This is a genomic window from Ruegeria sp. CE9, from assembly GCF_056537425.1.
This window is the reverse complement of sequence record NZ_JBQFRO010000001.1, coordinates 191,576-216,459: the sequence shown is the minus strand read 5'-3', so window position 1 is coordinate 216,459 and position 24,884 is coordinate 191,576. Positions and strand designations below refer to the sequence as shown.

Annotated in this window: 24 protein-coding genes; 9 read left to right on the top strand and 15 right to left on the bottom strand. The window is 58.5% G+C overall.

The features are described 5' to 3' along the window. The first annotated feature begins 11 nt into the window (after positions 1-11). Positions 12-491, top strand: coding sequence for a DUF2244 domain-containing protein (locus ACR0B3_RS01110; RefSeq protein WP_480807495.1), 480 nt, complete (start codon positions 12-14; stop codon positions 489-491). Here the strand turns inward: ACR0B3_RS01110 and ACR0B3_RS01105 are convergent. Then, a complete protein-coding gene (locus ACR0B3_RS01105) occupies positions 488-970 on the bottom strand; it encodes a GatB/YqeY domain-containing protein (protein ID WP_170719791.1) in 483 nt (160 codons plus the stop codon). The two genes, ACR0B3_RS01110 and ACR0B3_RS01105, sit on opposite strands and share 4 nt — an antisense overlap. Positions 971-1,152: 182 nt before the next feature. Here ACR0B3_RS01105 and carA point away from each other — a divergent pair, with 182 nt between their 5' ends. Both carA and ACR0B3_RS01095 read left to right on the top strand, forming a co-directional pair. Further along, a complete protein-coding gene (gene carA, locus ACR0B3_RS01100; protein ID WP_480807494.1) occupies positions 1,153-2,319 on the top strand; it encodes a glutamine-hydrolyzing carbamoyl-phosphate synthase small subunit in 1,167 nt (388 codons plus the stop codon). A gap of 79 nt (positions 2,320-2,398) precedes the next feature. Further along, the gene (locus ACR0B3_RS01095; protein ID WP_480807493.1) at positions 2,399-4,303 is read left to right on the top strand and encodes a glycosyltransferase family 2 protein; all 1,905 of its coding nucleotides are present in this window, start codon (positions 2,399-2,401) and stop codon (positions 4,301-4,303) included. On the opposite strand, the gene ACR0B3_RS01090 is transcribed toward ACR0B3_RS01095, so the two are convergent. Then, positions 4,260-4,907, bottom strand: a complete 648-nt coding sequence (locus ACR0B3_RS01090; RefSeq protein ID WP_170683010.1) for a GntR family transcriptional regulator — start codon at positions 4,905-4,907, stop codon at positions 4,260-4,262. The genes ACR0B3_RS01095 and ACR0B3_RS01090 overlap by 44 nt on opposite strands. Positions 4,908-5,007: 100 nt before the next feature. Between ACR0B3_RS01090 and ACR0B3_RS01085 the strand changes: the two genes are divergently transcribed. The 3 genes from ACR0B3_RS01085 (at position 5,008) to ACR0B3_RS01075 (ending at position 7,257) form a co-directional block, all read left to right on the top strand. Beyond that, positions 5,008-5,652 (top strand): pyrimidine 5'-nucleotidase, encoded by a 645-nt coding sequence (locus ACR0B3_RS01085; RefSeq protein WP_480807492.1) that lies wholly within the window; start codon positions 5,008-5,010, stop codon positions 5,650-5,652. 87 nt (positions 5,653-5,739) lie between these two features. Beyond that, entirely contained in the window at positions 5,740-5,988 is a 249-nt protein-coding gene (locus ACR0B3_RS01080; RefSeq protein ID WP_170757875.1) for a hypothetical protein, read from the top strand. A gap of 72 nt (positions 5,989-6,060) precedes the next feature. Then, the gene (locus ACR0B3_RS01075; RefSeq protein WP_480807491.1) at positions 6,061-7,257 is read left to right on the top strand and encodes a UbiH/UbiF family hydroxylase; all 1,197 of its coding nucleotides are present in this window, start codon (positions 6,061-6,063) and stop codon (positions 7,255-7,257) included. 30 nt (positions 7,258-7,287) lie between these two features. On the opposite strand, the gene ACR0B3_RS01070 is transcribed toward ACR0B3_RS01075, so the two are convergent. Next, positions 7,288-8,415: an aminotransferase class V-fold PLP-dependent enzyme gene (locus tag ACR0B3_RS01070; protein ID WP_480807490.1), complete on the bottom strand. Its 1,128-nt coding sequence runs from the start codon at positions 8,413-8,415 to the stop codon at positions 7,288-7,290. Positions 8,416-8,637: 222 nt separating this feature from the next. On the opposite strand from ACR0B3_RS01070, the gene ACR0B3_RS01065 reads away from it, so the two are divergent. Continuing rightward, positions 8,638-9,348 carry a GntR family transcriptional regulator gene (locus ACR0B3_RS01065; RefSeq protein WP_480807489.1) on the top strand — a complete coding sequence of 237 codons (711 nt, stop codon included), beginning with the start codon at positions 8,638-8,640 and terminating at the stop codon, positions 9,346-9,348. Here the strand turns inward: ACR0B3_RS01065 and ACR0B3_RS01060 are convergent. Beyond that, positions 9,345-9,803, bottom strand: coding sequence for an Lrp/AsnC family transcriptional regulator (locus ACR0B3_RS01060; protein ID WP_480807488.1), 459 nt, complete (start codon positions 9,801-9,803; stop codon positions 9,345-9,347). The two genes, ACR0B3_RS01065 and ACR0B3_RS01060, sit on opposite strands and share 4 nt — an antisense overlap. Continuing rightward, positions 9,800-10,255: an Lrp/AsnC family transcriptional regulator gene (locus tag ACR0B3_RS01055; protein ID WP_480807487.1), complete on the bottom strand. Its 456-nt coding sequence runs from the start codon at positions 10,253-10,255 to the stop codon at positions 9,800-9,802. Before ACR0B3_RS01055 ends, ACR0B3_RS01060 begins: the two co-directional genes overlap by 4 nt. A 131-nt stretch (positions 10,256-10,386) precedes the next feature. Here ACR0B3_RS01055 and ilvC point away from each other — a divergent pair, with 131 nt between their 5' ends. After that, positions 10,387-11,409 carry a ketol-acid reductoisomerase gene (ilvC, locus tag ACR0B3_RS01050; RefSeq protein WP_480807486.1) on the top strand — a complete coding sequence of 341 codons (1,023 nt, stop codon included), beginning with the start codon at positions 10,387-10,389 and terminating at the stop codon, positions 11,407-11,409. 51 nt (positions 11,410-11,460) lie between these two features. Here ilvC and ACR0B3_RS01045 read toward each other — a convergent pair whose 3' ends face one another. Together ACR0B3_RS01045 and ACR0B3_RS01040 are read right to left on the bottom strand one after the other, a co-directional pair. Beyond that, positions 11,461-11,910, bottom strand: coding sequence for an SRPBCC domain-containing protein (locus ACR0B3_RS01045; protein WP_480807485.1), 450 nt, complete (start codon positions 11,908-11,910; stop codon positions 11,461-11,463). Continuing rightward, positions 11,907-12,218, bottom strand: coding sequence for an ArsR/SmtB family transcription factor (locus tag ACR0B3_RS01040; RefSeq protein ID WP_480807484.1), 312 nt, complete (start codon positions 12,216-12,218; stop codon positions 11,907-11,909). Before ACR0B3_RS01040 ends, ACR0B3_RS01045 begins: the two co-directional genes overlap by 4 nt. 78 nt (positions 12,219-12,296) lie before the next feature. Between ACR0B3_RS01040 and ACR0B3_RS01035 the strand changes: the two genes are divergently transcribed. Next, the gene (locus ACR0B3_RS01035; RefSeq protein WP_480807483.1) at positions 12,297-13,199 is read left to right on the top strand and encodes a DMT family transporter; all 903 of its coding nucleotides are present in this window, start codon (positions 12,297-12,299) and stop codon (positions 13,197-13,199) included. Here the strand turns inward: ACR0B3_RS01035 and glmM are convergent. From glmM to gltS, 8 genes are all read right to left on the bottom strand, one after another. Next, entirely contained in the window at positions 13,196-14,539 is a 1,344-nt protein-coding gene (gene glmM / locus ACR0B3_RS01030; protein WP_480807482.1) for a phosphoglucosamine mutase, read from the bottom strand. The two genes, ACR0B3_RS01035 and glmM, sit on opposite strands and share 4 nt — an antisense overlap. A 33-nt stretch (positions 14,540-14,572) precedes the next feature. Further along, complete coding sequence (gene folP, locus ACR0B3_RS01025; RefSeq protein ID WP_480808008.1) at positions 14,573-15,568, bottom strand: dihydropteroate synthase; 996 nt, start codon at positions 15,566-15,568, stop codon at positions 14,573-14,575. Continuing rightward, the gene (locus ACR0B3_RS01020; RefSeq protein WP_480807481.1) at positions 15,568-16,488 is read right to left on the bottom strand and encodes a dihydroneopterin aldolase; all 921 of its coding nucleotides are present in this window, start codon (positions 16,486-16,488) and stop codon (positions 15,568-15,570) included. Before ACR0B3_RS01020 ends, folP begins: the two co-directional genes overlap by 1 nt. Before the next feature lie 102 nt (positions 16,489-16,590). Further along, the gene (locus ACR0B3_RS01015) at positions 16,591-17,964 is read right to left on the bottom strand and encodes a multicopper oxidase family protein (RefSeq protein ID WP_480807480.1); all 1,374 of its coding nucleotides are present in this window, start codon (positions 17,962-17,964) and stop codon (positions 16,591-16,593) included. Between the two features lie 73 nt (positions 17,965-18,037). After that, complete coding sequence (locus tag ACR0B3_RS01010; protein ID WP_480807479.1) at positions 18,038-18,676, bottom strand: cell wall hydrolase; 639 nt, start codon at positions 18,674-18,676, stop codon at positions 18,038-18,040. A 186-nt stretch (positions 18,677-18,862) separates the two neighbouring features. Further along, positions 18,863-21,424: a putative PEP-binding protein gene (locus ACR0B3_RS01005; protein ID WP_480807478.1), complete on the bottom strand. Its 2,562-nt coding sequence runs from the start codon at positions 21,422-21,424 to the stop codon at positions 18,863-18,865. Between the two features lie 36 nt (positions 21,425-21,460). Next, complete coding sequence (gene glyS, locus ACR0B3_RS01000) at positions 21,461-23,662, bottom strand: glycine--tRNA ligase subunit beta (RefSeq protein ID WP_480807477.1); 2,202 nt, start codon at positions 23,660-23,662, stop codon at positions 21,461-21,463. A gap of 9 nt (positions 23,663-23,671) precedes the next feature. Next, positions 23,672-24,880 carry a sodium/glutamate symporter gene (gene gltS / locus ACR0B3_RS00995; protein WP_480808007.1) on the bottom strand — a complete coding sequence of 403 codons (1,209 nt, stop codon included), beginning with the start codon at positions 24,878-24,880 and terminating at the stop codon, positions 23,672-23,674. Positions 24,881-24,884 lie beyond the last annotated feature (4 nt).

The following is a 24,884-nucleotide window of genomic DNA, read 5'->3' as shown; positions in this document are numbered from 1 at the left end:
AGGTATCAGCCATGCCTTATCGATGGACGAAAAACTCGGATGCTGAACAGGAGTTGCGCCTCTGGCCGCACAACTCTCTGCCGCCGCGTGGCGCAATGATCGTCATCCTGTCGGTGTTTCTGTTCGGATTGATCCCTCTTTTGGCAATGCTGGGTTCGGTCGTCCTGTGGGGGCTGCTGCCCTTCCTGATACTGACAGTCTTGGGCCTGTGGCTGGCGATCCAAACCAACTATCGCGCGCGCAGCGTGTTTGAGGTGCTGACACTGAACCAAACGCAGGCGCGTCTTGTGCATCATCACCCGCGCAAAGGGGATCAGGAGTGGTCCTGCAACCGCTATTGGGCGCGCCCCGAGATGCACGCAAGCGGTGGGCCGGTGCCCCATTACGTCACGTTGATCGGCGACGGCCGCGAAGTCGAAATCGGTGCGTTCCTGTCCGAGGACGAACGGATCGCTCTATTTGATGATTTAACGCGAAAGCTGCGGAGCTAGCCGCCGTTTGACGCAGCGCACAGGTGGTCTTTGACCATTGGTCCGACCTTGCCGAAATCCATCTGCCCGGTATAGCGCGTCTTCAGCTCGCCCATCACCTTGCCCATATCGCGGATCGAACCCGCGCCAGTGGCCGTGATGGCGGTCAGAATCGCTTTGCTGACCTCGTCGTCGTCCAACTGCTTGGGCAGGAACTCCTCGATCACTTCAACCTCGCGCAGTTCGCGCTCGGCCAGGTCCAGGCGTCCGCCTTCTTCATAGGCGCGCGCGCTTTCCTTGCGCTGCTTGGTCATTTTCCCAAGGATCTCAAGCACCTCGGCATCACCGCAGCCCTTGGCCTCTTCGTTTTCTGAAGCACGCGATGCAATGTCACGATCCTTGATCGCGGCATTAATCAGGCGCAGTGTCGAAAGGCGCTCGGCGGCTTTGTCTTTCATAGCTTGCTTCAGGGCGGCATTCACCCTTGATCGCATATCCATATGGTCTGTCCATCCCCATGGCAAAGGAACCCTGACCATATCGAAACAAAAAGGCAGGCACAACAAGAGTGTTCGCAGTTAAGTCTTTGATTTTAAACAATAGCCTAAAATTTGAACAGACTTGACCCGGCGCACTAACCCCCTTAGGTATGCGTCCGTTTACCTTGCAGGAGAGTCGCGCCATGGCCCAGAACGCCCCGTCCAAGCCCACCGCATGTCTGGCTTTGGCCGATGGAACACTGTTCTACGGTATCGGCTTTGGCGCAGCCGGACAGACGGTTGCAGAACTCTGCTTTAACACTGCGATGACCGGTTATCAGGAGATCATGACCGATCCCTCATACGCGGGCCAGATCGTGACCTTCACCTTCCCCCATATCGGCAATGTCGGCGTAAACCCCGAGGATGATGAAACCGGCGATCCGGTTGCCGCGGGCATGGTTGTCAAATGGGACCCGACCGATGCATCGAACTGGCGCTCGACCGAAGAGCTGAAGACCTGGTTGGAAGGTCGCGGCCGTATCGCCATCGGCGGTGTCGACACACGCCGCCTGACCCGTGCCATTCGGCAGCAAGGCGCCCCGCATGTGGCGTTGGCCCATGACCCCGACGGCAATTTCGACATCGAAGCCCTGATCGCGGCGGCGCGCGGTTTTGCCGGGCTTGAGGGGATGGATCTGGCCAAAGAAGTCACCTGCGCCCAGAGTTATCGCTGGGATGAAATGCGTTGGGCATGGCCCGACGGCTACCCGAGGCAGGAGGCCCCGGCGCATAAGGTGGTCGCTATCGACTACGGTGCCAAGCGCAATATCCTGCGCTGCCTTGCCTCTGCTGGCTGCGACGTAACCGTATTGCCCGCCACCGCAACGGCTGCTGAGGTGCTGGCGCATGAGCCCGACGGAGTGTTCCTGTCAAACGGACCCGGCGATCCGGCAGCAACCGGCGAATACGCAGTTCCGATGATCAAAGAAGTTCTTGATACAACAGACCTGCCTGTCTTTGGCATTTGCCTGGGTCACCAGATGCTAGCGCTGGCTCTGGGTGGTCAGACCGTCAAGATGAATCACGGCCACCACGGCGCGAACCATCCGGTCAAGGACATGGAAACCGGCAAAGTCGAGATTACCTCGATGAACCACGGATTTGCGGTGGATGCACAATCTCTGCCCGACGGCGTGGTCGAAACCCATCGCTCGCTGTTTGATGGTTCGAACTGCGGCATCCGCATGACGGGCCGCCCGGTCTATTCAGTTCAGCACCACCCCGAAGCCTCACCCGGCCCGCAGGACAGTTTCTATCTGTTCGAACGCTTTGCCGCCGCGATGGCAGACCAAAAAGCACAGGTCTAAGCCTGAAATACCAGAGTTAACCGTGCGTTAACCCTGTTTGAGCAACCCTGTCGCCTGTGAATTGCGGCAGGGTTTTCTTATGGTTGAATTGAATTTGCAACGCCAGATACCGGCGCAACCGGTTCCTGACCCCCATGCACGCAAACCTTTGGGTGCCTGCCTCCGAGATCAAGGCGTTATTTCTGAGGCTCAATTGCAGCAGGCACTGCGCTTACAATCACGTCAGAATGCCCCTTTGGGTGAAATTCTGGTCGGCGAAGGCTGGGCCAGCCGGGGCGAGGTTCTCTCTGCCCTTTCCGTGCAAACCGGCCTGCAAATCGCCGATCTTGAGCAAACCCCGCCCTCTGCCGAGCTTTGCAAGATCAAACCGGTTGAGTTCTGGCTGGCCCATAATGCGCTGCCATGGATGCGTGTTGGCCCGATCTTATTGATCGCAACAGCAAGGCCAGACAGATTTGACGCCGTGCAGGACGCGCTTGGCGAAACGGGATATAACATCGTACCGGTTCTCGCAGGGACCGAACAGATTGACGCGGCCATCGCACACCGCTTTTCAACTGAATTGGTTGAGGCCGCTGAAACGCGTGTGAAGGCGCAGCAGAGTTGTCGCAATTGGACGTCGACGGCACAATCCAAACCCATCGTTGCTGCCTTGTTGCCGGTCGCCTTATTTGCCTCGTTTCCGACGCCAGGACTGACGATCCTGCTGTGGGCGACGCTGATCACTTTGGCGCTGTTTCTTACCCTTCGTTTGTCAGGGTTGATCGCCTATTTGATGCCTTCGAAGTCAATACCTGTCGCGGCTGAGCCCATTCGCTTGCCCTGCGTGTCTGTTTTGGTACCGCTTTATAAAGAAAAAGAAATCGCCGAGGTTCTGATCGCCCGCCTCCAGCGTTTGACCTACCCCAAGGCGCTGCTGGATGTCATTCTGGTGCTTGAAGAACAAGATGATGTCACCAAAGCAGCGCTAAGCGACGTCAAGCTTCCCAGTTGGATACGCGCGCTAGAGGTGCCGGAGCTGGGCAATCTGACCACCAAACCCCGCGCCATGAACTATGCGCTGGATTTCTGCCGGGGCGAGATTTTGGGCGTTTGGGATGCCGAAGACGCCCCTCTGCCGGATCAGATCGAAACCGTGGTCCGCCAATTTGCAACCGCCCCGAAGGATGTGGTCTGCGTGCAAGGCACTCTGGATTATTACAACCCCCGCACCAACTGGCGCTCGCGCTGCTTTACCATTGAATACAGCGGATGGTTCCGGGTCGTTCTGAAAGGCATCGCCCGGTTGGGGCTTGTGGTTCCGCTGGGTGGCACCACTTTCTTTTTCCGCCGGGATAAACTCGTCGAACTGGGCGGCTGGGATGCCCATAACGTTACTGAAGATGCCGATCTTGGCGTCCGCCTTTGCCGCGCCGGATACCGGACAGAGATCGTGAACACCACCACATATGAAGAAGCCAATTTTCGCGCCTGGCCGTGGATCAAGCAGCGCTCACGCTGGCTGAAAGGGTTTATGGTCACGTATCTGGTCCATATGCGCGCACCCCTGAGGTTGCTGCGCGATCTGGGGCCACTCCGGTTCCTGGGTTTTCAGGCATTTTTTCTTGGAACGATCGGGCAGTTCCTGCTCGCACCTGTCCTTTGGATCTTTTGGCTGGTGTATTTGGGCCTGCCGCACCCATTCCAGCACGTTGCGACGCCAGATTTCTTATACGGTTGCATCTATCTGTTTCTCATCGCCGAAGCTGCAAACCTGCTGGTCGGCATGCTCGGCGTTGTCGCGGGCAACAGGCGATTTTTGTTGCCCTGGGTGCCGACCATGGTCCTCTATTATCCATTGGGTGTGCTGGCGGCCTACAAAGGGCTCTGGGAACTCGCGGTTCGGCCATTCTTTTGGGATAAAACCCAGCACGGTCATGCGGTCGAAGAATGCATGACCCCTATTTCTCCCGCCGCACCGCATCCTGTTTCAAACGGGTCATGAACGCGACCGAAATATGGTCTTGCAGCGCGCGTGCTGCGCCATCTTCGTCACGTGCTGCGATGGCTTCCACGATGCCTTTGTGCTCACTCTGCGCGATCTCGCCTCGCCCCTCTACTGCTAGCGAAGTGGTTGCCATCAGCGCCATGGTCCGGTGAACCAGATCAAGTTGCTGAACAAGATAGCGGTTGTGCGAGGCCAGATGAATCTGTTCGTGAAACCGCCGATTGGCGCGCGACAATGCGGTAGGATCGTTCACCAGCGCATCATCTTCGGCAACCATATCCTGCAGGACCCGGATTTCTTCTTCGGTGGCATGTTTCGCCGCCAGCCGCGCGGCCAGCCCCTCCAGCTCACGCCGCACAACGTAAAGCTCGGCCATTTGGTTGTGATCCAGCGAGGCCACGATCAGTGATCGCCCGTCTCGTTCCAGCAATGATTGCGTCTCAAGCCGTTGCAGTGCTTCTCGGATCGGGGTTCGGGAAACACCAAACCTCTCAGCCAGCTCGCTTTCCACCAGCCGATCACCGGGTTTGTAAACGCCTACATCGATTGCTTCGAGAATAAGGCTGTAGGCGTCCGTATTGGACTGTTTGGATTGGGGCATGGGGTGCGTGATCTCCTCGTTCGGACATGTCTAGCCGCCTGATGCCACCGCAATCAAGAGCGGCATTGAAAACAGCTGCGCATCGCCCTAAACCACAACCATGGTCAAACCTGCTTTCGCTCACGTCACCCAATGGGTGTTCGACCTCGACAACACGCTTTATCCGCCACATATGCGCCTGTTCGATCAGATCGAGGTGCTAATGACGGATTACGTGGTGCAAGCCATCGGTGTCGACCGGCCCGAGGCCGACCGGCTACGCTCGCATTACTGGCGCGAATACGGAACCACGCTTGCAGGGCTTATGGCCGAGCATGATCTGGACCCCGATCCATATCTGCAAGCGGTGCATCAGGTGGACATGAGCCATATGGAACCCGATGCCACGTTGGCCGATCACATCCGCGCCCTGCCCGGTCGACGAATTGTCTATACCAATGGATCGGCGCCTTATGCCGAACGTGTGCTGGAAGCGCGCGGTTTGAATGGGTTGTTTGATGCGATCTACGGTGTCGAACACGCAGGCTATCGCCCCAAGCCCGAAAAGGCCGCGTTCGAGGCGATCTTTACCCAAGACGGGATCGACGCCGTAAAAGCCGCCATGTTCGAGGACGATCCGCGTAATCTGGCCGCCCCGCATGAAATGGGAATGCGCACTGTTCACGTCGCCCCCGACCCGCATGAGGCCGACCATATTCACCATCACACAGACGATCTGACCGGGTTTCTAGGTCGCCTGCGATAGGCTGTCACACTGCGACGATCTGTGCGTTTCGCGGACGCAGCATTGCCCCCATATGCAGCTCAGCGACGAACAGAATCGGAGACCCCAATGACCGCGCTTGAGATGCCGCAGCGCCTGCCTTTGTGGCAGCGCCTTTTGTTTGCAATCCCCCTGTTTGGCTGGTTGGCCCGGGACGCGGCAAATGCCGAGGCTGATGACTTGTTCTACACGGCCGCAGCGCTGATCAGCATGTGGGGCTGTTCGATCCTACTGTTCGGCCTGCCAGGCCTTTATATCCCGGCCCTGATGATGGTGCCGGTGATGTTCCTGATCCTTGTCCTGATCTCACGAGGATAAGGCGCGAGACAGGATGTCACTTGGCGGGCGACGCCCAACAGCACTAGTGTCTGCGGCAACGGAGACATACCTATGACTGACAGCTGCGACATCCTGATTTCCGGCGGAGGAATCGCTGGACTAACCGCCGCCGCCGCCTTTGGCGCGGCCGGGTTTGACGTGATCTGCGTTGACCCCACTCCTCCGATTACCGAGCGGGACGTGGATGGATCGGATCTGCGCACCACTGCATTTCTGCAACCCGCCCATGGTTTGCTCGAACAATGCGGCCTTTGGGCCAGGCTGGACGCCTATGCTGCGCCGTTGCAGATTATGCGCATTGTGGATGCCGGTGGAGATGTTCCAGAGCCCCGCGTCGTGCGAGATTTCAACGCGGCCGACATCTCGGATCAGCCCTTTGGATGGAACCTGCCCAACTGGCTACTACGCCACGAGATGGTAGCGCGACTGGCCGAGTTGCCCAATGTCGATTTCCGCCCCGGCACCGGTACGGTCAGCCTGTTCACCCGCACCAATGAGGCGCGCGTTGGTCTGAGCGACGGAACCCGCATCCGCTGCAAGCTGGTGATCGCCGCCGACGGACGTAATTCCCCAATGCGCGAGGCCGCCGGGGTCAATGTCCACACTACGCGCTACGGACAGAAGGCGCTGGCCTTCGCCGTCACCCATCCCATCCCGCACGAGAATGTCTCGACCGAGATCCATCGGTCCGGCGGGCCGTTCACCTTGGTGCCCCTGCCCGACTGGGAAGGCCAGCCGTCCTCGGCCATCGTCTGGATGGAACGCGGGCCACGTGCCGTTGAACTGCTAAACCTTGAATCCGACGCGTTTGAGGCCGCGATGACCGAACGCTCTTGCGGGTTATTCGGGGCACTGAAACTGGCCTCGCGCAGGACGATCTGGCCGATCATCAGCCAATCAGCCGAACGCTTGTCTGGCGAACGACTTGCCCTGATGGCCGAGGCCGCACATGTGGTGCCGCCGATTGGCGCACAAGGTCTGAACATGTCTCTGGGTGATCTTCGAACGCTGCTTGATCTGGCTGTGGACCGCCCTGACGGGCTGGGCGATGCGCAGATGTTGGATGCCTATCACAAGGCCCGCCACACTGAGATCGAGCTGCGCGTCAAAGGCATCGACCTGCTGAACCGCGCCTCGATGATCGAAGCGCGCCCGCTGCGCGATGCACGGGCGATGGGCTTGAACGCGCTCTATTCGCTTCCGCCGGTGCGCAAGACGCTGATGCAGATGGGCCTCGGCGTCCGCTAAGTATAGGGCGGGCTTCAGCCCGCCACAGGGTCAGAGCACCTGATCCAGAACGCGGGTCAGGCGCGCGATCGTGCCATCGACATCATAGAGCTTGTCCAAGCCAAACAGCCCCAGCCGAAACGTGCTGAACCCTTCAGGCTCATCACATTGCAGCGGGACGCCTGCAGCGATTTGCATGCCCAAAGCGGCAAATTTCTTGCCGTTCTGCACTTCCGGATCGGCAGTATAACTGACGACCACGCCCGGCGCGCCAAAGCCCTCGGCGGCCACTGACATCACGCCCTTATCCTTCAGATAAGCCCGCACTCCATCCCCCAGCGCCCATTGCGCCGCGCGCAGCTTTTCAAAGCCATGCTGCTGTGTCTCGGCCATCGTATCGCGGAAGGCGCGCAGCGAATCCGTGGGCATCGTGGCGTGATAGGCATGACCGCCCGCTTCGTAAGCCTGCATGATCTGTCGCCACTTTTTCAGATCAATTGCAAAACTGTCTGATGTGGTCTCAGCCAACCGGGCCTCAGCCCGTTCGGACAGCATAACAAGGCCGGCACAGGGCGTCGCGCTCCACCCCTTTTGCGGGGCCGAAATCAGCACGTCGACGCCAGTGGCCTTCATATCAACCCACGCACATCCCGAAGCGATGCAATCCAGCACCATCAGCGCGCCGACCTCATGCGCGGCAGCGGTCATCGCGGTTACATAGTCATCAGGCAGAATCACCCCGGCCGAAGTTTCGACGTGCGGAGCGAAAACAATCTCTGGCCGTTTTTCTCGGATTGTCGCCACGACCTCATCAATCGGAGCTGGAGCAAACGGAGAAGGACTGGCGTTACCGGTTTCGCGCGCTTTGAGCACCGTGGCAGAAGATGTCAGATCACCCGACTCGATAATCTGGCTCCACCGATATGAAAACCATCCGTTGCGCACGACCAGCACATTGGCACCTCGCGCGAATTGCCGTGCTACGGCTTCCATACCGTAAGTGCCCCCGCCAGGAATAACGGCGACGCCCTCAGCGTTGTAAACCTCGCGCAGCATCTGGGAAATATCGCGCATGACCTGTTGAAAGCTTGCGGACATATGATTGAGCGAACGGTCTGTAAAAACCACCGAGAATTCCTCGAGACCCTCGGGATCAACAGTATCCAGTAATGCCGGCATGACGCTTCCTTTCCATTGCGTTTTCTTCTTCTGCCTTGTCCTGCAGCGCTGGTAAAGCACCAAACCGGTCAGAAAGTTGACCTAAAGTAAACTACTGCCAGAAGTTTTACTTTGAGATTTTACGTGTCACTATTGCTAAAAATGACGCCAACTAGAGTCAGCAACCCTTTACACCCTAACGTGTTTCTGAACAGATACACTCACTTTGAACAAGAACGGATTATGTCACTCGTGACTGCGCAAAAGCGGATTAGTTTTCAGGTCGTCCGGGACGAAGTTAAACGTCGGATTGAATCCCGAATTTGGCCTCAGGGCTCAATTCTCCCCACCGAAACCCAACTAGCAGAAGAATTCAATTGTGCCCGCGCCACGGTAAACCGGGCGCTCAGGGAATTGGCGGAACAAGGCTTTGTCGAGCGCAAACGCAAAAGCGGAACCCGCGTCAAGAAAGAGCCTCGCAAACAGGCGAAACTGGAAATTTCTCTGGCACGCCAAGCAGTTGAGAACCAAAACTCAGCCTATCGCTATGCACTGGTTGAGCGGAACGTGGTCTATAGCCCCGGATGGTTGACCTCGCAGTTGAATGTCGAACCAGACGCGCGCGTTCTGCACGTGATCTGCATGCACTATGCCGATAACCGACCTTTTCAGCTGGAAGAACGCTGGATCAACATCGAGGCGGTGCCAGAGGTCGAGCAAGCCGATCTTAACAAAAGCGGACCGCATGAATGGCTGCTGAACGCCGCACCCTTTACCGAAGCCGAGATCGCCTTTTGCGCAATTTCTGCAGATAGTCGCCTGGCCGATTTCATGGGCACCACCACCGGCACCTCGATGATCCAATTAGAGCGAACCACCTGGAAAGACGGGCAGCCCATGACTTTTGCGCGCATGACCCACCACCCGGGGTTCCGAATCCGGACAAGATATTAACCGATCGGTCCTGGCAGGCGCTCCTCGCTCAGCAAGACATTGGCCTCGACATCCCCGGCCCCCGGTAAGGTCATTACCCTGCGTCGCAAGACCCGCTCGAAATCGGCCAAGTCTCGCGCCACGACGCGCAAACGGTAGTCATAAAGCCCAAGCACATGTTCTACAGTCTGAACCTCGGGGATCGCGCTGACGGCGCGTTCAAAATCTTCAAGGCTGACTTGCCCCTTGCGCGCCAGTTTCACGCCCAGAAACACGGTTACGCCAAAGCCCAGTGCTTCGGCATTCAAACGCAGCCGCCGCCCCTTGATCACGCCCGCCTCTTCCAGTCGACGAATGCGCCGCCAGGTTGCTGGTTGCGACAGGCCAAACCGCCGTCCCAGCGCCCCGGCGCTTTGGGTCGCGTCCTGCACCAGCGCGCGCAGGATTTTACGGTCGATCTCGTCCAGTTCGATCATACCGGTAATACCTCATCCCGCTTGACCCGCGCGATATGCATCAAAGCCTCGATATCCGCGATATGCGGCAGCGTTAGAATACGGTCACGATAGAGCTGTTGATAATGCGCCATATCCCGCGCCAGCACTGATAGGCGTACGTCTACCCGGCCCAGAAAAGTTTGGATCTCGATCACCTCGGCCACCTCGCGCGCCGCTGCTATGAATTCATCAAAGGCCCGCGCCTGCGTCTTGTCCAGCGTGATCCGCAAGGACACTTCGACCGCATATCCCAGTGCTGCCCAGTCGATCACGGCCTCCTGCCCTTCGATCACTCCAGCCGCCTGCATCTTTTCGATCCGCCGCCAGCAGACTCCTGAGGTGATTTGGCAGCGTTCGGCCAGTTCTGCCGTCGTCAGGCTGGGTTCGACCTGAAAATGGCGCAGAATCCGCCGATCGATATCATCAAGCATGATTTCTTCACTTTCTTAGAAGATTGCGAATTATTCTTCACCTTTTCTTCAAATACTCAATCCCAACCCTATCGCCAATACCAATCACTCGGGATAGAAGCACAGCAATCGAAACTGAAAGGACCGGCGAAATGCGCGTCTATTACGATCGCGATTGCGACATCAACCTGATCAAAGACAAAAAAGTGGCCATCTTGGGCTATGGCAGCCAAGGCCACGCCCACGCGCTGAACCTGCGCGACTCGGGCGCCAAGAACCTGGTCGTCGCCCTGCGCGAAGGCTCGCCCTCGGCCAAGAAAGCCGAAGCCGAAGGCCTGCAAGTCATGAGCATTGCCGATGCCGCAGCCTGGTGTGACCTGATTATGTTCACTATGCCCGACGAGCTGCAGGCCGAAACCTACAAGAAATATGTACATGACAATATCAAGCCCGGCGCAGCCATCGCGTTCGCCCACGGCCTGAACGTTCACTTCGGCCTGATCGAGCCAAAGGAAGGCGTCGACGTGATCATGATGGCCCCCAAAGGCCCCGGCCATACCGTGCGTGGCGAATACACCAAAGGCGGCGGTGTTCCTTGCCTCGTTGCAGTCGACAAAGACGCAACCGGCAAAGCGCTGGAAATCGGCCTGTCCTATTGCTCGGCCATCGGTGGCGGTCGTTCGGGCATCATTGAAACCAACTTCCGCGAAGAATGCGAAACCGACCTGTTCGGCGAACAGGCCGTTCTGTGCGGTGGTTTGGTCGAACTGATCCGCTGCGGCTTTGAAACTCTGGTCGAAGCGGGCTACGCGCCCGAGATGGCTTACTTCGAGTGTCTACACGAAGTGAAGCTGATCGTTGACCTGATCTATGAAGGCGGCATCGCCAACATGGATTACTCGATCTCGAACACCGCCGAATATGGTCAGTACGTCACCGGTCCGCGTATCCTGAAATACGACGAGACCAAAGCGCGCATGAAAGAGGTCCTCAACGACATCCAGCAAGGTAAATTCGTTCGTGACTTCATGCTGGAAAACGCCGTTGGCCAACCGACCATCAAAGCATCGCGTCGCGCCAATGATGAGCACATGATCGAGGAAACCGGTGCCAAACTGCGCGCCATGATGCCCTGGATCTCGGCTGGTAAAATGGTCGACAAAGAAAAGAACTAAGTCTGGCTTTTGTCAGCGAAAGGGCGGCCCCAGTGGCCGCCCATTTCATTTTCAGATCGCACCTGCGAAACATGTTGCGATCACATAGTCCCAGCCACCGCTATAGCCGTCGCGCTTGGCTTGCGCCTCGGCGGCCCAGACGTCCCAACCGGAATGGGTTAGCGTGACTTTGGTTTGTCCCTGCCCATGATCTTCAAACGTGACATCGACACGGGTTTGTTTCTCGGGATCGGTTCCCGGGTGCCAGCTCATACCAAATCCGCGGCCAGCCTCAAAGCTCAGTACCTTACCCCAATCTGCCCGGGCGCCGTCATGCATCATTTCATAGACCGCACCGCCAACCCGAGGCTCAATCACGACACCCAATGCCGCTTTGCCAGCTCCGGCGGATACCGCGTGCCGGTCCAGCGGCCACCATTTGGCTGTACGATTGACGAATATGTCGAATGCATGCTCTGGCGTCGCATTTACAACCACAGTTTTGATGATGGGATCAGTCATGTATCCTGCCTTCCTTCGTTAACCTCGGCTGCAAAACTTTCCAGAACTTCTGACCAGTATCGCTCCAGCCACTTTCGCATCTCACTTAACCCGCCGGGCCGCGCGGCATATATCCGGCGCGTGCCTTCTGCCCTGCACTCGACCAAACCGGCATCGGAAAGCACTTTCAGATGTTGCGATACCGCCGGACGGCTGACAGGCAATGCGCTGGCCAATTCACCAACTGGCTGTGGTCTTTCTGCGACCGCTTCAAACACTTGCCGACGCGTCGGATCACCCAATGCTGAAAATGTATCATGGTAAGTCATAACTTACGGTAAGAAAATACTTACATTAAGTCAAGATCACATCGTGACACCGGTCCGATCGCAGGCTAAGGGAATGGAATGGTTCAACAACCTGACCAACGCGACTGGAGCGGAATCGCAATACTTGGCCTCATCTGGGGTGCCACGTTCATGGTCGTTGCCATGGCGCTTGAAGGGTATGGCCCCGTCACCGTGGCGACCGCACGTACCACACTTGGCGCAGCCACCCTGCTGCTGTTGATGCGAGTTACACGGCGCAAATTGCCAAGTATGAACGCGCAGCTTTGGTGGTCAATCATCGTGATCGGAGCGCTTTCAACCGCCCTGCCCTTTATCCTGCTCAGCTGGGGGCAACAGTATGTGACGTCGGCCTTTGCCGGTCTCTCGATGGCGGTCGTGCCGCTGATGGTTCTGCCCTTGGCGCATTTCTTCTCGGATGAGCCGCTCATACTGCGTCGGGTTATCGGTGTTTTACTGGGCTTTTCCGGCGCGCTTGTGCTGATTGGCCCCGGTTTGCTGAACATTGGCCAAGGGGCCGGTCCTTTGGCTCAACTGGCCTGTATCGGGGCCGCGTTCTGCTATGCAAGCTCTTCAGTTATAACGCGTCGCTGCCCGCCAATTGATCCGGTCACGCTTTCTGCTCTGACGCTGGTCGTCGGATCGGTCATTCTACTGCCCCTCATGCTGCTGACCGAAGGCCTGCCCACATGGCAAGGCACCCGGCCTAGCCTGGCGATCATCACGTTGGGACTGATCCCAACCGCATTTGCAACCTTGCTACGGGTTGCCATCATCCGCAGTGCAGGATCGGTGTTCATGACGCTGGTCAACTACCAGGTGCCGATCTGGTCAATGATCTTTGGCACCTGGATTCTGTCCGAATCCCTACCGCTGCGATTTTACATCGCGCTGGCCATGATCCTGACCGGACTGGCGATCAGCCAATGGTTCAGTCTGCGCAAGCTACTGATTGGGCGCTAACTGGCTGCTGCTTCGACTTCGGCCACAATCCCGTCAACCACCTGGTACAACAGCGCGGAATCTTCGCATTCAGCCATGACGCGGATCAAAGGCTCGGTCCCGGACTTCCGGATCAGTAAACGCCCCTGTCCGTTCAAACGCGCCTCGGCATCCGATATCGCACTTTTGACGCTGGCAGCTTCAAGCGGAGCCTGACCGGCAGCAAAGCGCACATTCTTCAGCAGTTGCGGCACGGTTTCGAATTGACGCGACAGGTCCGAGGCTTTCTTGCCGCTTTGCACCAGTTCGGCCAGAAAATGCAGCCCTGCCATAAGCCCGTCACCGGTTGTGGCATAGTCGCTCATCACGATGTGGCCAGACTGTTCCCCACCCAGATTGAAGCCACCTTCGCGCATACGTTCGACCACATATCGGTCGCCCACCGCAGTGCGTTCCAGCCGCAGCCCCTGACCGGCCAGATACCGTTCCAGCCCAAGGTTCGACATCACTGTTGCCACCAACGCGCCGCCCTTCAACTGATCCGCCCGCGACCATGCAGTCGCTAACAGAGCCATTAGCTGATCCCCATCAGCAACAGCCCCGGTTTCGTCGATCACAACTACGCGGTCGGCATCCCCGTCCAAGCAGATGCCCACATCAGCACCATGTGAAACCACGGTCTCAGCCGCAACGCGCGGTTGGGTCGAGCCACAGCCAAGATTGATGTTCTTACCGTCCGGCGCTGTACCCACCGGAATCACATCCGCGCCCAGCTCCCATAGCACTTCGGGCGCGGTGCGGTGTGCTGCCCCATTGGCGCAATCAATAACCACTTTCAGCCCGTCCAGTCGCAGATCGCGCGGCAACGAGGATTTCACCCGTTCGCCATAGCGGAACCGCGCGTCATCCACACGGCGCGCGCGGCCAATATTCTGTGCTTGTGCAGGGCTTACCCCCTCTTCGATCAGCCGCTCGATCTCAAGCTCCGCCTGATCTGACAGCTTGAAACCGTCCGGCCCAAAGAACTTGATCCCATTGTCGATCGCCGGGTTGTGGCTGGCCGAGATCATTACGCCCAGATCGGCACGCATCGAGCGCGTCATCAACCCCACCGCAGGGGTCGGAACCGGCCCCAGCAAAAGCACGTTCATACCGGTCGAGGTCAATCCCGCCGTCAGCGCATTTTCCAGCATATAGCCTGACAGCCGCGTATCCTTGCCAATCACAACCCGGTGCACGCCCGACGCATCGCGGCGGAAATACCGCCCCACAGCCGCGCCGATACGCAAAGCCATTTCCGCCGTCATCGGGTGCGTATTGGCGGTGCCCCGCACCCCGTCGGTTCCAAATAGCTTGCGCATAAGTCGGTCTCCTGAAAATTCCTTTTGCCCGGATTACCGGACGGCAGCCCATAGACGCAAGGCCTGAGCCGTTTCGGCCACGTCATGAACCCGAACAATCTGCACGCCCTGCGACAATCCTGCCAGAGCGACGGCGATTGACCCCGGCGCACGCGCATCCTTGCGCGGCTCATTGCCTATCTGTCCGATGAACCCTTTGCGCGAAACGCCCAACAGAATGGGGCAGCCCAATCCGTGAAACAGGCTGAGATTACGCAAAAGCGTAAGATTATGGTCCAGATTCTTACCAAACCCGATGCCCGGATCGACGATAATGAGGTCTCGGTTCAGCCCCAGCGTTTCCAGATGCGCGATTTGCGAATCGAGGAAATCATAAACGTCCAGTAAAACGTCGTCGTACTGCGGATCATCCTGCATCGTGGCGGGATCACCCTGCATATGCATCACACAGACCGGAGTGCCAATTTCTGCGCAAAACGGCGCGAGTTCGGAATCGAACGTAAAGCCGGACACATCATTGATCAGCCCCGCCCCCGCCTGATGCGCCGCCTCGGCAACGCGAGCCTTACGTGTGTCGATTGAGATCAGCGCATCCGTCTCGCGCCGGATTACCTCGATCAAGGGGCGTGTGCGGGCGATCTCTTCGTCTTCGGGCACAAAATCAGCGCCGGGGCGCGTGGATTCTCCGCCAATGTCCAAAATGCTTGCCCCATGCGCCAACATGTCAGCAGCAGCGACCCGAGCGGCCTCGACCGAGTTGTGCACTCCGCCATCTGAAAAACTGTCCGGCGTGGCATTCAGAATGCCCATGACATGCGGTTGCGCCATATCAAGCCCGGCGATTGCTGGCCGCGCGCGGGTCAGACGATCCAACTGTTCCTCTGGAATTTCAACGGCATCGACGATCTGAGCGTTTTGCCCTCGTACGATCCGTTCGGCCTGCGTAAACCACAGCGCCTGCCCTGCCAGAGCCACCGCACCTTTTGGACGTGTGGCTCCGTGCTGCACCAATGGGCGGTAGTAGACTATCACAGTTGCGCCTGCTCCACTGGAACCGCACGCAAGGGCGTTTTGGGGGCTTCGGGCAGGTCTCCGCCGATAACCAGCATTTCGCTGGCCTCAAATGTAGCCGCGAACCATGCCGCCAGCGCCACCGAATCCGACGGTGCCGCCGAAGGACCATCAACCGCATCCAGCACAATCTTGGACGGGGCCCAAACACATATCTGGCCGTTTTTCATCGCCCAATCCAGCTCGGTTCGGGTTGAGACAACCACACAGCGATGATCGCGCGCGGCCAAGACCCATGCGTTCTGTTCGATGGCCAACAGATCGATCCGGCGTTGGGTCATCGCATGACCGGTCTGGGAAACAGCCAGATCAGAGGCACCAACACACAGGATCAACGGCCGCTGGCGGTTCTCAAGCTGATCGATCCAGCCGGTCAGATTGTCCGACGCAATCGCAGCATTTGACAAGAAGACCAACCGTGGATGCGGCCGCTCTTCCTCAGCCATATCGTGGTGCACCGCGTCCTTGCCGCGCACGATTTCGACACCCAAAGCTCCGGGGCCGCGATCCAGTTTTTCAATGCGAATAAAGGCTCTTACGGCCTGCGGCTCAAGCAATATGCGTTCTGCCACACGATCCGCCAATGTCTCAAGCAAGTTCAGCCGTTCTGCGGCCAGCTCGAACGCAATCGCCTCAGTCACCCGGTCATAGGACAGAATGCGATCCACATCATCATTGATGGGGTCCGTCAGCGGACGCACCTCAACCACGATGTTGAAACAAATCCGCTGGGTCGTGCCGCGTTCGGCCTGAAACGCCCCAATCTCGACCTCGACAATGTGGTCGCGCAGCGAGATGCGATCCAGCGGACCGCGCGTCGCGGTGGCCTCGGACCGTTCAGACGGGTGCGCAAAGGCGAGGCGGATTTCAGAGCTCATGCGGCGGACCTTTTCGGGCACGGTGGAATGATCAGCCCACTTTAGGCGTTTCGCGGGCGTATAACACCGCAACAAACGCCTTTCCAGCCATGGAATGCGGCGTCAGGCAACCCGGAACCAGCTCATCATCCCAGATGCCGCGTGACCAAGCATGTGGCAATGCAACAGCCAGTCACCAGGATTATCCGCCCTCAACGCAATCTGACGGGTCTGCCCGCGATCAACCAAAACGGTGTCGCGCCACGGTCCGAGACTGCCGTCAGCTAGGATCAAACGGAAATGATGGCCATGCAGATGCATCGCATGCGGAAATGCAGTTTCATTGGCAAATTCGATCCGATGAACTGATCCCAGCGGTACATCCAAAAACGGTTCAACTGGCCGTTCCGCGTGGCCGTTCAACGCCCAGAATCGTCCCAGCTGCGCCAGCTCTCGCCCCGAAAGCTCAGTCTCGCCCAAGCGCGCATTCTCAAGCCAGCGCATGGCGCCGCCCTGCATGGCCATGCGATGCAGCGGCGCGTCCTGCAATGTGACTTCTGGCACCGGGTTTGGTGGCAAGGGGTCAACGCCCTCTCTCGGAATGTTTGCCGAACTTCCGGCAACATCGAATTTGACCAAACCAAATGCGCCGTCGCGTTCCACACTGACAATACTTGCCACCTGACCAGAGGTGGCCGTTACATCCACGATCAGATCCGCCCGCTGTGCTGGTGCAAGCGGAAAACTGTCCTCCACCGGCAACGGCGCCTCAAGCGGCATTCCGTCCAGCGCCACAATCCAGCCTGTGATCCCGTCGAGCCCTACGTCGAAAATCCGCGCATTGGCCGCATTTATCAGTCGCAGCCGCAACCGCTCGGACGTCCGAACCGGGTACGATGGATCAAACCGTCCGTTCACGGTGACAAGATTGCCCAATCGGCCCGCATGGCTCAGATCATGGCCATTGTCGAAATCAGCAGAAATCTCGCCGTTCTCTGGGTTCAAGCGCCAATCGTCCAGCATAAGGACCAAGTCTTGATCAACATCGGGGCCGTCGGCCTCCTCAACGATCAAAGGCCCGTACAGCCCCCGCGCCACCTGCTCCATCGATTGGTTATGCGCGTGATACCAATAGGTTCCCGCATCCGGCACCGCAAAGTCATATTCAAAGCTGCCATTCGGCGGCACCACATCCTGCGTCAGCCCGGGCACGCCATCCATCGCATTGTCGATCCGGATACCATGCCAGTGAACAGTAGTAGGCTGCGGCAAAGCGTTGACCAGCTTGCGGCGCACCCGAGCCCCTTGCGGAACACGAATCTCCACCCCAGGGACACTGCCGCCATAGCTCCAGATCGGAGTTTCCGGATACCTATCGGGTGCGATCTGCTGGCTAGCAAGTTGTGCGACCAATTCGGTCTCAGATGCCAGTGCCACACGTGGCAGCACGGATAAGGCCAGGGTCGTTTGCAAAAACTGTCGGCGTGATATGGTCATTGCGAGCCTCCTGGCTCGCAACATAGTTGGTAAATTGATCACTGCCAGCACCCTTCCAGCGCTGGTGCGTCAATCAGTTACTCGCTGTGCGATAGTTGTGTTTATAAAAGATGTGCACGCCGATCCGCGCCGTTTCCTTATAAACACGCGACCAGGACGGGCGCACCGCCTTGGTGTGATAATGCGTAGCACCTGCAGTCATCTCGTCAGCCACACCATCGATTGCAGCACGGGCAACTTTCGAAACACGCTCATATGCGCGCTTTTCGTTGATCACTTCTTTATGGCCATCGCAAGTGTAGGTGAACTGACACTGATATCGCTTGCCGGTGCCTTGCTTGATCACGCCACACAGCGAATCCGGAAAGCGGCTGCTTTCGACCCGGTTCAGAATCACTTCGGCCACGGCGAACTGACCGCGCACGCTCTCACCACGGGCTTCGAAATACAGCGCTTCGGCAAGACAGCGAAAATGCTCGTCGCCAGTCGCCTTTGGCTGCTGGTCCAGCCAGCCTTTGGTATAGGAAATCTCGACCCTTTCCGGCGCCTTCCGTGGCTTGAACAGCTTCAGATAGTCGCGGAAATTCTGCGCTGGCAACTCGTTACGTGCAACCAACTCAACAGGTCTTGGTTCGTCCTGCCTTTCGGCAAAGGACGAATTCGGCAGCAAGGCTGCAGCCCCCACGGCAACAGCCACTATGTAGCGTCTCATCAGATAACCTCGCACAGGCACATGCGCGCCATACCCTCCCCCGGCGGGCGCGACGAGGCTAATACCCCAGACGAAGCGAGACGTCCAGTTCTGAAAAAAATGCAAGAGAAAAACCGCTCACGCCGCCAATTATTATCGACAGCGGAACGTTTCGTACGCCACTATTTCTAGGTAGGCGACAGTTAGTCAACCCCCAAGTTTGGACGAAATCGCCAGTTGAGCGGCAGACAGCCGAGCGACCGGCACCCGGAACGGAGAACAGGACACATAATCGAATCCAAGCGACCGGCAGATGGCGATTGATTCGGGGTTGCCGCCATGCTCTCCACAAACAGAAAGTGTAACGTCTGGCTGGGCTTCGCGCCCTCGCTCGGCCCCCAGCTTTAGCAATTCGCCCACGCCGTCTGCATCCAGAACGTGAAACGGATCTTCGCCAAACACGCCTTGGCGGACATATGCCGACATGAACCGCCCTGCATCATCGCGCGACAATCCATAGGTCATCTGGGTCAGGTCATTCGTTCCAAAGCTTAGGAACGCAGAATGCGGCGCAATCTCATTCGCGCGCAAACAGGCTCTGGGCGTTTCGACCATCACGCCCAAGCGATAGTCGAATTCCTGCCCTTGTTCCGAGGCTACTTCGGCCGCGACGGTATCAATCCGTGTTTTGACCAGTTCAACTTCGCGTTTGGCCGAAACCAATGGAATCATCACCTCGGGGACCACCGGATCGCCTTCTTTGCTGGCCTCAATCGTGGCTTCGAAGATCGCACGCGCCTGCATGTCGTAGATTTCGGGAACGGTCACACCCAGACGCACACCACGCAGTCCCAACATTGGATTATATTCGCTCATCGCCTCGACCCGACGCTCGACATCCGATACCGGCAGGTCCAGCGCCTCAGCCAGTTCTCGCTGTCCGGTGCGTGTTGTGGGCAGGAATTCGTGCAAAGGTGGATCGAACAGGCGGATGCAGACGGGCTGCCCCTCCATGATGCGGAACAACTGCACAAAGTCCTGCCGTTGCATCGGCAGCAGGCGTTCCAGCACAGCGGCCCGGCCCGAAGGCGTTTGCGCAAAAATCATCTCACGCATCACGGTCAGGCGACCGGGATCAAAGAACATGTGCTCCGTCCGGCACAGGCCAATGCCTTCGGCTTTGAAGTTCCGCGCGGTTTGCGCGTCAGCGGGCGTATCGGCATTGGCGCGGATCGCGATATCGCGTTCGGCATCTGCCCAGCCCATCAGCGTCTGAAAACAATCGTCCAACGCAGCTTCGAGCATCGCGGGCTCTCCGGCCAGCACCTGCCCCGACGTGCCGTCGATGGTCAGAATATCACCGGTCTTAAACACACGCCCATCTGGTGCGTTCAGCAGCTTTTTCTTGGTCTGAAACCGCATCTCGGACGCACCAACGATACAAGGCAGCCCCAACCCACGGCCAATCACCGCCGCATGGCTGGTGATCCCACCCTTTTCGGTCAGCACCGCCACCGAGGCATGCATCCCGCGTACATCCTCGGGCGAGGTTTCGCGGCGCACCAGAATGCACGGCTCACCACGGGCGGCGCTTGCCTGAGCCTCGGCAGCCGTAAACACTATGCGCCCGGTCGCGGCGCCTGGGCTGGCGGCGATAGCAGTTGTCAACACGTCGCGCTCGGCCTCGGGGTGAACCTGACGGTGCAGCAATTCATTCAACGAATGCGGATCGATCCGCATCACAGCCTCTTGCGGCGGAATGATTCCATCTTCGGCCAGTCGTACGGCGATCCGCATTCCAGCCCGCGATCCGCGCGGAACCCGGACGCCGTCCAGAATATGCACCTGCCCGTTCTGCACCACGAACTCAACCTGCATCTCTTCGCGCAGCTTCTCACGCATCTGCGCAGCGTGGGCTTTGAGATCGGCGAACGCTTCGGGTGCTACATCCTCCAGCGACGGACCGCGTTCATCCTTTTCCAGATACAGCGCGGCAACGCCTTCTCCCAGCGCGTCGCGCCCCTGACTCTGGCTCAAATACCGCCCCGTGATCTGCGGCAGACCGGTCGCCGGATCAATCAGTTGCAACACGCCTGAGCCGCATTCGCCCTGCCCGACACCCGGAATCATCTCTTGGATCACAAGCCCAAGTCCCGCATCCGCTGGCGCACCCTTGGCCTGCCGCAACAACCGGGCCGAGGTTCCGTCCCAGGCCCGCGCCATCGACCGAAGCACACCGATCAACTGCTCGCCCCGATCCTGAGGGAACGCCTCGTCGGTTTCATCTTCATAGGCACGCAGGGACAGGCTCAGCCCTTCGCGGCCATCCTCTCCGATATCGTCGAACACATCTGGGTCCAAGCGGGCCACGTGCAGCGCATAGCTCTGTACGAACCGCAGATACAGCGCCGCTGCCGCTTCTGCACCCATATCCGCTGATCGATCCAAATAGCGCGCGTCGTTCATGCCGATGTTCAACACGGCCCCCGGCCCGCCCCAATCGGGATCTTCCGAGCTGGGCCGCACGCATAACAGCGCTTCCGGATCAAACTGTTCCAGAATGGCCGCGATATCTGGGACGTCACCCTTGGCAATATGCTGCACTGCGTCAAAAGACAGTGCCACTGTACGCGGCACCGGCATGTCCAGCCGGACCAAGCGTTGCAGGCATTTCGCCCGCCCGCCATGGGTATTGGCGGCAACGGGCGCTTTTGAAGTGATAAGCGTGGTATGCGGATTATTCTGCACTGCGGCACCTTTTGGTTTCACCGCAGCATAAGCCCCTGCGCCCTTGGCGCAAGGGCGTTATCCCTCGATCAAAGACAGATCGGCAACACTGGAGCACACCTTGCGGATCTGGCTCAGCAGGTTCAGGCGATTACGGCGCAGGATGTCGTTGTCGGTGTTGACCTGCACATCCTCAAAAAACGCATCCACTGGTGCGCGCAAGGCTGCCATCGCCGCCATGGCCGCCGGAAAATCCTCTGCCCCAAGCGCGGCATCGATCTTGCCCTCCGCCGCGTCCAGCGCCCCAAATAGCGCCTTTTCGCTGTCGGTCTCGGCAAATTTCACATCCGCGCCATAGGAGTATTCGACCCCATCCTTCTCTTCCGCCTGAGACAGGATGTTGTTGGCCCGCTTGAATCCTTGCACGAGGTTCTCGCCATCCTCGGTCGCGATCACCGCATTCAGAGCGCGTGCACGTTTGACCAGCAGGTTGAGGTCGTCATTCCCCTCCATCGCGATACAGGCGTCGATGATGTCGTGGCGAATGCCTTCGTCCCGAAGGAAAACCTTGAGGCGGTCGTGGAAGAAGGAGAGGAGGTCAGAAGGAGCACTTGAGACTATCGAATTCACCGCCTCAAGTTGATGTGCCATGTCATGAACGCGCTTAGCTGCTGCCTGTGCTTCATCTTCTGATGCTTTAGCTTGAGTGGCTTTTGCACCCAGCAAAGCTGCCTGCCATTCCTCCTGTTTCAGCAATAGTTTCAATGCATCGGAGAATGTGTCGATCAGTGACAATCGGCGATCATTCGTCAAAACCAACCGAATAACCCCCAACGCCGCACGACGCAGGGCAAACGGGTCTTTAGACCCGGTGGGCTTCTCATCAATCGCCCAGAACCCGGTCAGCGTGTCCAACTTGTCGGCCAGCGCTACGGTCACCGACAGCGGCGCGGTCGGCACCTCATCCGACGGCCCAAGCGGCGAGTAATGTTCCTGCGCCACGGCGGCTACAGCGGCGTCTTCACCCGCCGCCTCGATGTAATAGCGCCCCATAAGCCCTTGAAGTTCAGGGAATTCATAGACCATCTCGGAACTCAGATCAGCCTTGGCCAGACGCGCCGCTTTTTCGGCCTGATCGGCATCCGCTCCGGTCACCGGGGCCAGTTCGCGGGCCAGAGCGGCGATGCGGTCGATCCGTTCCGCCTGAGTGCCCAGCTTGTTGTGGAAAGTCACATTCTCCAACGCGCGGGTCCATTGGGCGATGTCCGAGTTGGCCACGCGCAGGTCGTTCTCCCAGAAGAACTTGGCATCCGCCAGACGGGCCGAAAGCACCTTTTGGTTGCCCGCCAGAATGGTCGCGCCATTGTCGGTGGTCTCACGGTTGGCAACGGTAATGAAACGCTCGATCCGCCCCGTCTTAGGGTTCTTCACAGAAAAGAACTTCTGGTGTTCCTTCATCGAGGTCTGCAGCACCTCGGGCGGCAGTTCGAGAAACTCCTTGTCGATCTGCCCCATCAGCACCACGGGCCATTCGACCAGACCGGCCACCTCACTCAAAAGACCCTTGTCATCAACAACTTCCAGACCAGCGGCAAAGGCCATGTTCTGGGCATCGTTCCAGATATGCTCGGCGCGTTCCTCAGGCGACAGCAGCACGCAAGAGCGTTTCAGCTTGGCCTCGTAATCCTCGAACGATGTGACAGAAAACCGCCCCGGCGCCATAAAGCGATGGCCTTCGGTGCTGTCACCGGTTTTGATCCCTTCGACTTCAAGTGGCACGACCTGCGCCCCGGTCTCATCTGTTAGAATGCACAGGATCGAGTGCAAAGGCCGCACCCAACGCATCGACCCTGCCCCCCAGCGCATTGACTTGGGCCAAGGGAAGTTACGGATGGTCGCATCAAGCACCTCAGCCACGATCTCGGCCGCCGAACGGCCGGCTTTCTCGATGGTGGCGAAATAGACTGCACCCTTAGGCGTGTCGCGCTCTTCCAACTGGTCACGGGTCAGACCAGCACCACGCAGAAAGCCCTCGATGGCTTTATCAGGCGCGCCGACTTTGGGGCCTTTGCGTTCTTCCCGGATCGTGGGGCTTTCCGCCAGCAGACCCTCAACCGCCAGCGTTAGACGGCGCGGCGTGGTCAGCGCAGCGGCAGAGGCATAGGTCAGACCGCCCTCGACCAAACCGTCGGTGATCCGCTTTTTCAGGTCCTCACCAGCACGGGCTTGCATCCGTGCGGGGATCTCTTCGGAAAACAGTTCGATCAGCAGGTCGGGCATAGTCAGTCCTTAGAAACTCACGATCGTCTGGATGACGATGGCATTGGCGATATCCACAAAAAAGGCGGATACAAGGGGCAGCACGATAAAGGCAATAGGCGACGGGCCATATCGCTTGGTTACAGCGGTCATATTTGCAATTGCGGTGGGGGTTGCACCCAAGGCAAAGCCGCCAAAGCCAGCCGCCAGCACGGCAGCGCGGTAGTTCGATCCCATAAGCGGGAACAGAACCCACAGCACAAAAGCGACGGTAAATAGGGTTTGGGCAGTCATAATCACCGCGATGGCGAGGCCCAACTCCGCGATCGTCCACAGTTGCAGGCTCATCAGCGATATGGCAAGGAACGCGCCCAGAGCAAATTCCGAGATCAACGCCAGCGAGGGCGTGCGCGAGACCGGCTTTGCATTCGGTGCGAACATGGCGCGGAGATTCGCAATCACAATCCCCATGATCAGGCAGGGCACAAACAGCGGCAGTTTCAGCCCTGCGGCGCTGATTGCTTCGCTCAGGATCGCGCCTGAAATGATCGCAAGGTTGAGATACAGCAACACCCGCATGATCGTCAGATGATCGATCTCGGATTTCTGATCGACCTCATTGGGCAGACCCACAGTGTGTTCTTCTTCGGGTCGACTGGGGCTGAGCTTGCGCCCCTCGATCAGCAGCCGCGCAATCGGCCCCCCGACCAAAGCGGCCAGCACAAGGCCCAGCGTTGCAACGGCGACGCCAAGCTCGGTTGCACCGTCCAGACCTGTGGCCGCTGCAACCTCGGGCGCCCAGGCGATCGCGGTCCCATGACCACCGATCAGCGCGGCTGAGCCAAACAGCACCCCGGCCTGCGCCGGATAACCGAACATAGCGGCCCCTGCTGCGCCGATCACATTCTGGGCGACGATGGTCAGAAGTGTCAAAATCAGAAGCAAAAGCAGCGGCTTGCCACCTGCAATTAGGTCAGCCAATCGGGCGTTCAACCCAATTCCTGCAAAGAACAAAACCAGCAGGAAATCCCGCGCGGTCAGCCCAAAGGACAGCTCAACTCCAAAAACCAGATACAAGGCCAGCACCACGAGTGAGGCCAAAAGGCCTCCGGTCACAGGCTCGGGGATATTGAAGCTGCGCAAGGGGGCAACGCGTGCATTGATCTCGGCGCCCAGCAGATAGACCGCAAAGCCCAGCGTCGCGGTCAGAAAATCCGATATCTCAACGACCGACCCCATATGT

Bases quoted from the DNA above. Each gene is read 5' to 3' on its own strand.
- ilvC (WP_480807486.1), top strand. From the start codon at position 10,387: ATGCGCGTCTATTACGATCGCGATTGCGACATCAACCTGATCAAAGAC.
- ACR0B3_RS01035 (WP_480807483.1), top strand. From the start codon at position 12,297: ATGGTTCAACAACCTGACCAACGCGACTGGAGCGGAATCGCAATACTT.
- ACR0B3_RS01040 (WP_480807484.1), bottom strand. From the start codon at position 12,218: ATGACTTACCATGATACATTTTCAGCATTGGGTGATCCGACGCGTCGG.
- ACR0B3_RS01105 (WP_170719791.1), bottom strand. From the start codon at position 970: ATGGATATGCGATCAAGGGTGAATGCCGCCCTGAAGCAAGCTATGAAA.
- ACR0B3_RS01080 (WP_170757875.1), top strand. From the start codon at position 5,740: ATGACCGCGCTTGAGATGCCGCAGCGCCTGCCTTTGTGGCAGCGCCTT.
- ACR0B3_RS01065 (WP_480807489.1), top strand. From the start codon at position 8,638: ATGTCACTCGTGACTGCGCAAAAGCGGATTAGTTTTCAGGTCGTCCGG.
- glmM (WP_480807482.1), bottom strand. From the start codon at position 14,539: ATGCGCAAGCTATTTGGAACCGACGGGGTGCGGGGCACCGCCAATACG.
- ACR0B3_RS01070 (WP_480807490.1), bottom strand. From the start codon at position 8,415: ATGCCGGCATTACTGGATACTGTTGATCCCGAGGGTCTCGAGGAATTC.
- glyS (WP_480807477.1), bottom strand. From the start codon at position 23,662: ATGCCCGACCTGCTGATCGAACTGTTTTCCGAAGAGATCCCCGCACGG.
- carA (WP_480807494.1), top strand. From the start codon at position 1,153: ATGGCCCAGAACGCCCCGTCCAAGCCCACCGCATGTCTGGCTTTGGCC.
- ACR0B3_RS01045 (WP_480807485.1), bottom strand. From the start codon at position 11,910: ATGACTGATCCCATCATCAAAACTGTGGTTGTAAATGCGACGCCAGAG.
- ACR0B3_RS01085 (WP_480807492.1), top strand. From the start codon at position 5,008: ATGGTCAAACCTGCTTTCGCTCACGTCACCCAATGGGTGTTCGACCTC.
- ACR0B3_RS01015 (WP_480807480.1), bottom strand. From the start codon at position 17,964: ATGACCATATCACGCCGACAGTTTTTGCAAACGACCCTGGCCTTATCC.
- ACR0B3_RS01055 (WP_480807487.1), bottom strand. From the start codon at position 10,255: ATGCTTGATGATATCGATCGGCGGATTCTGCGCCATTTTCAGGTCGAA.
- ACR0B3_RS01095 (WP_480807493.1), top strand. From the start codon at position 2,399: ATGGTTGAATTGAATTTGCAACGCCAGATACCGGCGCAACCGGTTCCT.
- ACR0B3_RS01010 (WP_480807479.1), bottom strand. From the start codon at position 18,676: ATGAGACGCTACATAGTGGCTGTTGCCGTGGGGGCTGCAGCCTTGCTG.
- ACR0B3_RS01075 (WP_480807491.1), top strand. From the start codon at position 6,061: ATGACTGACAGCTGCGACATCCTGATTTCCGGCGGAGGAATCGCTGGA.
- ACR0B3_RS01060 (WP_480807488.1), bottom strand. From the start codon at position 9,803: ATGATCGAACTGGACGAGATCGACCGTAAAATCCTGCGCGCGCTGGTG.
- ACR0B3_RS01090 (WP_170683010.1), bottom strand. From the start codon at position 4,907: ATGCCCCAATCCAAACAGTCCAATACGGACGCCTACAGCCTTATTCTC.
- gltS (WP_480808007.1), bottom strand. From the start codon at position 24,880: ATGGGGTCGGTCGTTGAGATATCGGATTTTCTGACCGCGACGCTGGGC.
- ACR0B3_RS01020 (WP_480807481.1), bottom strand. From the start codon at position 16,488: ATGAGCTCTGAAATCCGCCTCGCCTTTGCGCACCCGTCTGAACGGTCC.
- ACR0B3_RS01110 (WP_480807495.1), top strand. From the start codon at position 12: ATGCCTTATCGATGGACGAAAAACTCGGATGCTGAACAGGAGTTGCGC.